8 protein-coding genes are annotated in these 10,854 nt (G+C 65.1%); 1 reads left to right on the forward strand and 7 read right to left on the reverse strand.

The features are described 5' to 3' along the window. Positions 1–149: 149 nt before the first annotated feature. The 7 genes from PMI38_RS14575 to PMI38_RS14605 form a co-directional block, all read right to left on the reverse strand. The gene (locus PMI38_RS14575) at positions 150–1,193 is read right to left on the reverse strand and encodes a phytanoyl-CoA dioxygenase family protein (protein ID WP_008095293.1); all 1,044 of its coding nucleotides are present in this window, start codon (positions 1,191–1,193) and stop codon (positions 150–152) included. A gap of 3 nt (positions 1,194–1,196) precedes the next feature. Beyond that, positions 1,197–3,302 carry a capsular polysaccharide biosynthesis protein gene (locus tag PMI38_RS14580; protein WP_008095294.1) on the reverse strand — a complete coding sequence of 702 codons (2,106 nt, stop codon included), beginning with the start codon at positions 3,300–3,302 and terminating at the stop codon, positions 1,197–1,199. After that, positions 3,299–3,922 carry a GNAT family N-acetyltransferase gene (locus PMI38_RS14585; protein WP_008095295.1) on the reverse strand — a complete coding sequence of 208 codons (624 nt, stop codon included), beginning with the start codon at positions 3,920–3,922 and terminating at the stop codon, positions 3,299–3,301. Before PMI38_RS14585 ends, PMI38_RS14580 begins: the two co-directional genes overlap by 4 nt. Continuing rightward, positions 3,870–5,477, reverse strand: a complete 1,608-nt coding sequence (locus PMI38_RS14590; RefSeq protein ID WP_157214873.1) for an LTA synthase family protein — start codon at positions 5,475–5,477, stop codon at positions 3,870–3,872. The genes PMI38_RS14585 and PMI38_RS14590 overlap by 53 nt, the downstream gene beginning before the upstream one ends. A 64-nt stretch (positions 5,478–5,541) precedes the next feature. Further along, positions 5,542–6,318 (reverse strand): SDR family NAD(P)-dependent oxidoreductase, encoded by a 777-nt coding sequence (locus PMI38_RS14595; protein WP_008095299.1) that lies wholly within the window; start codon positions 6,316–6,318, stop codon positions 5,542–5,544. Continuing rightward, positions 6,315–7,634, reverse strand: a complete 1,320-nt coding sequence (locus PMI38_RS14600) for a capsule biosynthesis protein (protein ID WP_008095300.1) — start codon at positions 7,632–7,634, stop codon at positions 6,315–6,317. Before PMI38_RS14600 ends, PMI38_RS14595 begins: the two co-directional genes overlap by 4 nt. Beyond that, the gene (locus PMI38_RS14605) at positions 7,574–9,619 is read right to left on the reverse strand and encodes a capsular polysaccharide biosynthesis protein (RefSeq protein ID WP_008095302.1); all 2,046 of its coding nucleotides are present in this window, start codon (positions 9,617–9,619) and stop codon (positions 7,574–7,576) included. Before PMI38_RS14605 ends, PMI38_RS14600 begins: the two co-directional genes overlap by 61 nt. Positions 9,620–9,939: 320 nt before the next feature. On the opposite strand from PMI38_RS14605, the gene PMI38_RS14610 reads away from it, so the two are divergent. Then, positions 9,940–10,686 carry a hypothetical protein gene (locus tag PMI38_RS14610; RefSeq protein WP_008095304.1) on the forward strand — a complete coding sequence of 249 codons (747 nt, stop codon included), beginning with the start codon at positions 9,940–9,942 and terminating at the stop codon, positions 10,684–10,686. Positions 10,687–10,854 lie beyond the last annotated feature (168 nt).

The following is a 10,854-nucleotide window of genomic DNA, read 5'->3' on the forward strand; positions in this document are numbered from 1 at the left end:
AGGCTGACAACCATGGCCTATCAGGCATAGGTACGTTGCAACAAATGTAGGAGCGAGCTTGCTCGCGATGCGCCGCGCGGGCGGCGCTCGATCTCAAAATCGACGAACATCTCAAGACAAGCGCTCCAACAACATGCGCCCACCCCAAATCAGATATACGGTGCCTCATAGGCATTCAACTGCTCGATGAAGCGCCAATGGCTCTTCTTGTCGAACCCCATCAAACGCTTCAACCGCACATCCCAGCGCATGTGATGGTGGGCAATCCACGGCAACGCAAACAGGTGTGCCCCACGCCACGGCAGGAACGGGTTACGCCGCAAGCTGGCATAGATCTCCACCCGGTGGCTGGCCTTGTGGCTGGCGCAGCGGGCATGGAAACCCGAGGTATCGGCGACCACCAACGTATTGGCCGGCACGGCAAAGCGCCGGGGCGGTGGCAGGCCGAGGGCGGCGAGCTCTGGCTCGTCGATGCGCAACGAACCTTCCCGGTGCATCTGCTCGGGCGAACGGGCGGCATCCAGGCTTTGCCGGTACTCCCAGGCCAGGCGCTCCGGGGTCAGGCGATGCGAGCCGGGCACATAGCTGAACGGCCCCTGGTCTTCCTCCACATCATCCAGGAACAACCACGCCTTGGCCGTCGGGTGGAAGGTGTCGGCGTGCAGCCGGGTTTGCGGATCCTGGTCGGCGCTGGCCGCATCGATCACGATCGACTGCAATTGATAGGTGATGCCACCGGTATTGGATGACGCATAGGCAATCAGGTCGCGTACGCCGCGGTCCGCCACGAACGCCGCACTCGCAGGATTTCGCGCCAGCACGTCCTGGTCGAGGCTGACGCGTCGGGTCACGGCGCGGCCCTGGCGCATTTCCCAGCCGGTGCTGCGCAACTCGCCCAACTCTGCGCGCAGGGCGGCGAACTGCTCGACGGGAAGGGCGTTCTCACGAATGAAAAATCCGTTCTGCTCGAAGTGCTCGCGTTCGCCGGCATCCAGCCGCTTGGCCAGCGCCTGGCGGCGCCAGGTCGCCATGGCCATGGCCAGTTGGCGGCGTTGCACGTGCAGGCCCAGGGCGTTGAGGCGGGCGCTGCCCAGTACGGGGTTGTTCTCGAACGATTTCGCGTGGGTGGCCAGTTGCAAGCAATGCCAAGGGAGTGCCGCGTAGCGGCCGATGTCCTGGATCGAAACAGGCATGGTTCAGTCCTTTGCTGGGACCAACGCTCGGCCGCAGCCGAGCATGGTCCGGGTGTAGTTGAGCAACGGTGCCACTCGCGGGTATTCGGCCAGCCGCGCAGGGCGCGGCATGGCCAGGCAGGCGAGGGCGTGCCAGGCATCGCAGGGCAGGGCTTGCTGGACGTCGGCATAGCGCGCATAGCGCAGCAGGGCGCCGGCTACCAACTGGTCCAGGGTCAGGCGCCGGGTTCGGCGCGGCAATGGCTGGTGGTCGCGGGTCAAACCCCAGCCGGCATAGAACGGTGTGCCGTAGGTCACCACTGGCAGGCCGCGCAGCAGTGCCTCGAAACCGGCAGTGGAGCTCAAGGTGTGCAGCTCATCGACCTGGCCGTACAGCTCGGCGATGTCCGCCCCGGCCACTACCTGGTCGGCCAGGCCGACCAGCTGTTCGCTGGCTATCTGCCCCTGACGCTTGCCCGCTTCCACGTCCGGGTGCGGTTTGTACAGCACCCAGGCCTGGGGCAGCGCCGCGCGCACCTGCTGCAGCAGGCGCAGGTTGCAGCCGGCACCGCCACCGCTGCACAGCGCCGAGGCATCGTCCTCGACCTGCCCGACCACCAGTACCCGGCGCTGGCCAGGTTGGCCGCGCAAGGCCGGCAAGGGCCCTTGGCGCAGGTTGAATTTGCTGGTGCCGCTGGCAACGATGCGCTCACGCAGCCGCGCCGCATCGGCCAGGCAGGCCGGGTCGAACTCGCCGTGCTGCAGCAGCTGTTCCAGGTCGCTGGTCGAAGCCGCGTCGTAATGGATACCGCCACGGTCGAGCACCAGTGACAACGCCGGGCTGTTGTTCACCCCCAGGCCGGTGGAGCGCAGGAAGCCATCTTCCACACGCCATACCGGCACCCCGGCGGCCTTGGCGCGTGCGGCCATGTCTGCCGGCTCACGCGCGGCCCACAGCAGCAGCCGGCCTTGTTCGGCAGCCACTTGTGATACCAGTTCAGGGCTGTCCACGGCAAAGCGCAGCTGCCCCCAACGGCTGGCGAAGAAACGCCGAATGTTGTGCTGCTTGTGGCGCTTCACGCCCAACACCGTGGTATGCCCGGCAAACTCTGCATCGCGGGCCTTTTTACGCGCCAGTTGCCGGGCTACGGTGAGGGCGTCGGTGAGTGCGCCGGTCAGCGGGTCGACATACCGGCAATAGCGGATGTACGCCGCGGCCACCAGCTGCACCAGGTCAGGCCGGGCCTGGCGCCGGGGGATGGCCATGCGGTCATCGGTCAGGCCCCAGCCGGCATAGAACGGCAGGCCGAAACAGGTCACCGGTACGCCCTGGATCAACGCTTCGAGCCCAGCCTGGCTGGTGCCGATGTACACCCGCCGTGCGCGCCTGGCCAATGAAGCCCAGGCCACGGGCCGCGCTTCGAGCGTTACACCACGGGCCTTCGCCGCTGCCAGCAGGCAGCTGGGCTTCTGCCCCCCCAGGCAGTCGGGGTGGATGCGCACACGCACATCGGCATCGGGGTTTTCCGCCAGGGCGGTGTCGAGCATGCGCACGTAGTCCGCCTCGCACAGGCCGCCGCCGGGGATCGAATAGTCACCGGCCGTCTGGTCCACCACCAGCACCAGTGGGCGTTCTCGGCCCAGCGGGTCGTCGGCGGGCAGGTCAGGGGCATTGTTGTACTTGCCGATGCCGCTGCTGCGCATCAGCGCGATCAGCTCGCGGGCGCAGGCCAGTTCAGGGGCGGTCAGCGCTTCGGGCTGCTGCAGGATGTTCTCCAGCAACGACGGTCGGTCGGCCAGGTAGTGGATGCCAATGGGGTCGACCACCATCGACATGGGCGTGTCGCCCTCGATACCCAAGGACGAAGAGCGCAGGAATCCGTCTTCCAGCGCGATATAGGGCAGGCCCCAGCGCTGGCACAAAACGCGGGCATGGGCCGACGACTGCTTGTAGCCGATACCGGCGATGGCCTTGAGCCCCTTGGGCTTGCCCGAACCCCGGCGCCACAGCCAGAACGGCGGGCCTTCCGGGCCGAGGAACTGCGGCAGGTGCAGCACCTTCCAGGCCACCCACTGGGACATGACGCCGATCCAGCCCGGCCCCTCTACCAGCGCTTTGGGGGAACTCATGGCAACGACCTCCACATGCCGCGCACGGGTGGGAATGGCACCCAGCGCTTGCGCCGCAGGGTGAATCCGTTGTGCAGGTAAAGGCGTCGGGCGCGCGGGTTGTTCAGCGGCACCTCCAGCACTATACGGGTAAAGCCCTGGCCAGCGGCATGCGCGCAACAGGCTTGTACCAGCGCTGAACCGATGCCCTGGTTGCGCGCGCTGCGGTCTACCCGCAAGCCGTACAACAAAAAACCGTAGCGCCACTCGCGCAGCTCGCTCAGGCAAAAGCCGACGAACCGCACGGCGCCATTGAAGAGCCCGAATTCACGCACGAATGGCCGCCAGTGCAGCCCGAACGGCCCACGTCGGTGATGCTTGAACGCGGCGAAGCCCACCGCCCGTTCGCCGTCGAATGCCAGCAGCACGCGGTCCCAGTGGATGCCTGCGCCCAGCAGGCGCAAGCGGCAGGTGCTGTCGCCAAGCAGAAATGCCAGCGAACCGCGCCCCTGGCTGAGCAGGTGCGCCAGTGCAGGGTCTGCGGCACGCTCGGGTGCCAGCTCCGATCCCAGGACGATATGCACGTTGTCAGGCGACCCCGGCAGCCGCCGTGCGTACCCGCGCGACGGCGACTGGCGCATGGGCCTGTGCCAGCAGCGCGCTGGACAGTGCCTCGACACGGATCGGACACGCGTTGCTGCCCGGCTGGCGGCGGTTGGACCACAGCAGGTAATCGGTATCACCGTCGGGCGCGCCGATGGCCTGGTACACCTCGGGCAGAATCGGCACATGGTCGCCGAAGAAGCACAGCAGGGCCTCGTTGGGGTTCGCCAGCAGCGTTTCGCGCAGCATGCCGAGCATGCGGTCGGCATTGCCGATGTGCCGCAGGTAAGGCGCCAGGTCTTTCATGCCCGGTTGCAGCGGGCGGTCGAACCACGTGGGCAGTTCATGTGCATCGACGGTTTCAAGGTGCAGCGGGCCGTGGTTTTCCATGGTCACCGCGTGGATGAACAGCGGCTGTTTGCGCCCGGGTGCCTGCAACAGCGCGCGGATTTTTTCGGCGACGGCGCAGTCGCCAATGAACGGGCCGGCTTTTTCCGAGGCATTGAAGGCGCGCACATCGATGAATTCGTCGAAGCCCAGCGCTGGCAGCACCTTGTCACGGCCGTAGAAGCTGCCGTCGTAGGGGTGGATGCAGACGGTGCGATAGCCCATGGCCTTGAGGCGCGAAGCGATGCTGGGCAGGCCCTGGCGGGCGAGCACGCGGTAAGGGTTGAAGCGGTGCACGCCCAGGCGTTCGGACGGGATGCCGGTAAGGTAGGCAAACTCGGTGCGCACGGTATTGGCGCCCCAGGCGGCGACCTGCAGTTTGCCGTGGGCCAGGGATTCGCGGGCCAGCAGGTCGAACTGTCCGAGCACCTCGGGGCGCACGCCTGGCCACAGGTCGCGGACGTCGAAGAAGGATTCGCTCTGGATCGAGATCAGGTCGGGTAGTGGGGTTGCCTGTGCCGGCCCTTTCGCGGGGCAAGCCCGCTCCCACAGGTGATTCTCCAGTATCGAGTCCGGAGTAGTCCCTGTGGGAGACCGCTCCCACAGCTGATTCTCCAGTATCGAGTCCGGGGTAGCCCCTGTGGGAGCGGGCTTGTCCCGCGAAGAGGCCGGCACAGGCATTGCGGCAAACGGCGACCCCAACCCGGCCCGATCCACCTTGGCCCGTGCCGCCCAGAAGTACCGCCACAGGCTGGCGGCCAAGCCCCATCTCAGCACGTCCTCCTCGGCATTGAAGCTTGGCTTCACCAGCCGATGACCCAGGCGCAGCAACCCCAGCCCCAACACCAACGGCAGCACCGCTTCGATCCGCGCCTTGGGCACTTCAAAGCTCAACCCGGCCCACAGGTAAACGACAAACCCGACCGCCAGCACCGCCGCCTTGGCAAACCCGAAAAACGGCAGGTACAAGCGCGGAAACTTCACCGCATCGCTGAAGTACTCGAAGTCTGCACACACGAACGGTTCGCGCAGCGAGTGGTACTTCGAATTGCTCACCAGCACGATCAGCAGCCACAGCAGCAGCACATTCACGCCACTGAACAATGGCCGCGCCGTCAGCCCGTACAGCAGGCCGAAACCCATGCACCACAACCCCATGTGCAGCAGCCAGCTACTGGCCGGCCGCCGCAGGGGCGGGCGTGGCATCAGCAGGCGTTCGACCAGCACGGTCAGGCCCAGGCCGGCCAGGGCAACCGGCAGCCAGGAAACATCAATCACTGTATTTCAACCCACGCAGAATCATCGAGGAAAGCCACTGCGGGATCAGCCCCAGCAGCCAGGTGCCCAGGTTGAGCGGGAAGGGGAAGCTGATACGCGCCTGGTTCGCCGCCAGCCCGCGCTTGATGCGTTTGGCTGCCTTTTCCGCCGTCCACAGGAACGGCTTCGGCCCGGGCATCTCGAAGCACATCTTCGACTCCACATAGCCTGGCACGATCACGTTGACCTTGACCCCTTCCGGCGCCAGCCAGTCGCGGATCGCCTCGCCATACACGCGGATCGCCGCCTTGCTGGCGCTGTAGGTCGGGGTCACCGGCAGACCACGCCAGCCGGCCAGCGAACTGAACAGCGCGATCTGCCCATGGCCGCGGGCGCGCATCACCGGCAAGGCCGCTTCCACGGTGGCCAGCGCCGCCATCACGTTCACCTCCAGCAAGGCACGGCTCTCGTCCCAGCACTCCGCCTCGCCGTTGGCACCCACCGCCGTGTTCAACCCAGCGCCGACCAGCACCAGGTCGGGCTGATGCGCTTCGCTGACGCGCCGCACCATCGCCCGCAGGGCATCCAGGTCACGCACGTCGAGGGCTTCCAGCAGCACCGTGGCGCCCAGCGCTCGGCATTGCGCGGCCATTTCGTCCAGGCGGTCCTGGCGCCGGCCCTGCAGGATCAACGTCACGCCCGGCGCGGCATAGGCAGGCGCCAGCGCGCCACCGATACCGCCGGTGGCGCCGGTAATAAGGATGCAGCGGGGCGAAGCTGTGTGGCTCATAGGTAGTTTTCGATTCTTGAAGTTCTGGCCATCAACACTTCCAGGCAATTGGCCACGGCCATGTCGATGCCGCAGCCGGTGTAGAACCCGCCGTTGATCTGGGTGGTGTGGATGACCGTGTTGCGAAAGCGTTGGAACAACGTGTTATCGGGTGCCTCGGGCTGCTGCCAGAAGCTGTCCAGGCCGTCCTGGTGGGTCAGGCCGGGCATGGCGTAGATCGGCTCGGCCAGGGTGCAGGTCGGGCGATGGTGAAGAATCGCCGACGCCCCGGCGGTGCTGTTGACGGTGATCATCCCGGTGATGTGCGAGAGCAGCGTGGGCATGTGACCGCTTTCCAGGAAGTCGACACGGTCGGCCACGTCGTACTTGGCCGCCAGCCGGGCGGTGACCTTGCGGTAGTTGATCAGTCCCGGTGTCAGCGGGTGGTTCTTGACCAGCAGGCGGGCATCGAACGGCGCGTTGAGCGAGAACGAGTCGATCACGTGCTCGATCACCTGCTCCATGTTCTGGAAGCGCGAGTGATCGCGGATCTGCGCGTCGCTGTCCAGTTGCAACGGCAGCAGGAAGGTCGGGTGGCGCTCGCGGGCCACCTCGGCCACCAGCGCATCGTCATGCACCCGCGCCCGCAGCAGGCGCAGGCCCTGGCGGATGAAGCCGGCATACTCGACGGCCGCATTGAACGGCGCATGGGTGCGATAGCGCGGGTAGCACAGCGCGTTCAGCGCGCCGCCGGCGTGGTACAGCACATCGTGGGTGGCGCGTGCGGCGAACGACAGCTTGAAGGCATTGCCGTTCTGGTAACGCGGGATGTGCTTGCCCACCTCGCGGTACCACTGCGGGTCGCGCGGCAGGCGTGAATGGTTGTTTACCCCGTCGCGCTCCAGTGTGACCCAGTACGGCCGGAAGTAACCCTCCTCGAACACATGCACGCGCACGCCATGGCGGCGTGCCAGCGCCACTGCCCCTCGATGTACCGGGCGACAGTCGCCGAACAGCACCAGGTCAGTGATGTCCAGGCGGCGGAACACCTCGGCGAACCATGGCTCGCTGTCTTCGGCGCGGCACGGGCAGTTCAGGGACGGGCCGCTGGCGCCATACAGCGCGTCGCCGACACTGAAACGCACGCTGTGCACACGCTGGCCGATGCCGCGCAGGGCGTTGGCCAGGCGTGCGAAGAAAGGCGAACTGACGCCTTGCAGGAGCAGGAAGTTGTGAGTCGGGATGCGCAGCAGCGGACCACGAGCAGACGCTGACGTCAGCCGACTGGGCGCTTCATGCCCAACCAACTGCTCAAGCGTCGTTTCAAGTCCTGCCATCGAGAGGGAGCTCCTTGCTGCGGTAGTTGCTGCGGTGATTGCTTCGGTAGTGCATGCCAATGCTGTAGTTCGTAAAGCGTCTGTTCTGCGGTGGTGAAGCGGTTGGTGATGCGGCTGACGTAGGTGGGGTAGAGCAGCAGCGTTCCGGCCACCAACTCATCCAGGCTCAACTGCCGAGAGCGCCGAGCTTGAACAGGTACCTGCAGGTCCATGTCCCGGGTTAGCCCCCAGCCGGCGTAGAACGGCTGGCCCCAGGTGGTCACCGGAACGCCGCGCAGCAAGGCCTCGAAACCCGACTGCGAGGTCAGCACATGCACCTCGTCGACCACTTCAAGCAGCTGTTGCAGCGGTGTGTCGCCGATCACTTCGTCACACCAGTGCACCGTCTGCGCCTCGTCATCACCCCGAGCGCGGGTGCCGGCGAGTACTTCCGGGTGCGGTTTGTACAGCAACCATGCACCCGGGTTGTGCTCACGCACGGCGCGCAGCAGTTGCAGGTTGCTGCGCACTTTGTTGCCGCCGAAGCGGATAGAGGCATCGCCCTCGACCTGGCCGGTGACCAGGATCACCCGTTCGGCTGTGTCCGGGCGCTGCCAGCTGGCGCCGGGCAGGTTGTACTTGGTCAGACCGGCACGGCAGATGGCCTGGCGCAAAGCGCCAGCGCGGGCCAGCAGCTCGGTGTCGAAGGGTTCGCTGGCGAGAATGCGCTCCAACCGCGACGGGCGAGTGGCGTCGTAGTAGATACCCAGGTCATCGACCACCCACGACAACGGCCGCGTCTTGCCGGCGCCCAGGCCGACCGAACGCAGGAAACCGTCTTCGACGCGGTTGATCGGGTGAGGGTGGTCGTGGAGGTGGTCGTCACTCTTGCAGCCCCACGACACCACGGGCAGGTCGCGGGTCAGCGGTTGCTCGGCCTTGACGAAACGGATGGCCGCGCCGTTGAAGAAAAGGTCGACCAGCGGTTCTTTCCAGCGGCTGAAGCCGAGCATCTGCACCGTATCGGGCAGCACGCTGCGGTGACGACGCTGCAGGCCCAGCCAGTTGATCAGCACTTCAGGCGTGCAGGGGGTGCCGCGCTCGGGGCACACATAACGCGGGTAGGCCACCAGGCTTGCGTGAATCAGTTGCGCCAGCGGCACCGGATGGCGCCGCGGCGGAGCTGGCAGACGGTCATCGGTCAGCCCCCAGCCGGCATAGAACGGCATGCCCCAGGTGTGCACCGGCACCCCCCACATCAAGGCATCGAAGCCAAGCTGCGAAGTCATCACGTACACCGCGCGCATGCGCGGCAGCAGTTCGGCCGGGTGCACGTTGCGCGCCAGCACCTGGACACGTGGGTGGTCGGCCAGCGCCGCCAGGTCGAAATGCCCGGCCTTGTGCCCGGCGACTACGTCCGGGTGCACCTTGAGCAGCACGGTGCTGTGGGGGTAGCGTGCCAGTGCCGCGTCGAGCATGGCCTTGAAGTCATCCGCCCCGGCGCCTTGCAAGGAGGCGTCGGCACAGGTCTGGTCCGCCACCAGCACGCAGTCATCCGGCAGTGCCGGGTGCTCGATGCGCGCGTCGTTGTACTTCGACACCCGCTGCTGCTGCCACAAGCTGCGCAGCGCCAGGGCACGTTCGCTTTGTTCGGCGCTGAGCGACGTGGCGATCAGTTGCTCGAGTCGCGAAGGCTGGCTGGCGTCGTAGTAAACGCCCACCTCGTCGACGATCAGCGACAGCGGCGGCTCATCGGCGCCCAGGCCCACCGAGCGGACGAAACCGTCCTCCAGTGTCAGTACCGGCTTGCGTGCTTTGCGCGCCTCGGCCATGGCCTTGAGCGCGCTGGGTTTGCGGCCCCAGGCCATTAACCAATCTGCAGCCGGCACGTCGCGCACGGCACCGTTTAGCAGCGCGTAGTCGGGCAACAGGGCGGGCAAGGTACTGATGCGCTGGGCGCCCTTGGAAAGGACCAGCAAGCGAGGGCGAGATAACGCGTCATCCATAAACGAGCAGGGGGGTTCCATACCAAAATACTGAGGAAAGGCGAAGGATCCCACAAACAGGATCCAAAATCAGGACGTGGAATCTTAATACAAATTCACATTTGACGAAGGGCTTTAAGAGGAAATTCTTATAAAGAAATTAGACATTCCGCGGAAATCCCCGTGAATGGGCATCAAAATGCCATCAACTGCAATTTTCCACGATTTTGTGATCTATCACCGAATTGCGTGCGGTTGTTGAAATCCATCCGAACTTTTGCGCTAGGACTAATCTCGTAATCAGGGTTCGTCACTCGATTCCTGTCATGGAGACTTCCCGCATGCGAACACGCAAATTGCTGCGTCACACCTGCATTCTCGCCCTGATGGGCGCTCCTCTGGCGGCACATGCCGCGCCCAATACCGATCCACTTTTCGTTATAGGCTTGATAGGTGCTTACGATGAGTTCACCTTCCACGGCGGCAGGCAATCGCAAAGCGAATACGTAGGGGAGGGCGGTGTATTCGCGAACTACGGGAACAAGATGACAGCCGAGTCCGGGCTCATTTACCAGCTCGGGGGCGAAGGCAAATACGCCGAGCAGGACAACTACAAGTTCAAGGACGCCCGGCTGGGGCTCGACCTGGGCTGGCGTGTGGCGCTGGATGCCCGCAACTTCGCCGACGTGATCGTGGGCGCGGGGTACGCCTGGCAGCGCTTCGAGCTGGTGTCCCACAGGCGTGACACCGACCTGACTTACAAATCACCGTTTGCCAAGGCCGCACTGGGCTACAACCACCAGTTCGACACGGCGACCCTGCGGCTCGAGGGTGGTGTGCGCTACTCCTTCGGTGGCGAGGCGAAGCTCGATGTGGACGGTTTTGACGATGAAACCAGCGACACCAAGGACCGCGCCAACCCCTATGCGGAGATCACCTTGCTGATGAACCAGCAGGGCGACTTTCCCATTCAGGCGGGGCTGTACTACATCAGGACCAAGTACGAGCTCGACGATGAGTCGCTGGCCGCTGACAACACCGAACTCAAGCGTGATGAGTATGGGGTGAAGCTGGGGATGGCGTTCTGAGGTTGAGTGCGTGAAGTTCGCGGGGCTCGCCTTGGATTTTGTGGGTTTTTTGAGATCGAGCGCCGCCCGCGCGGCGCATCGCGAGCAAGCTCGCTCCTACATTTGTTGCAACGTACCTATGTCTGATAGGTCATGGTTGCCTGCCTCGTGGGTACGACACGATTTTTC

The sequence above is a fragment of the Pseudomonas sp. GM84 genome (assembly GCF_000282535.1).
GTDB lineage: Bacteria > Pseudomonadota > Gammaproteobacteria > Pseudomonadales > Pseudomonadaceae > Aquipseudomonas.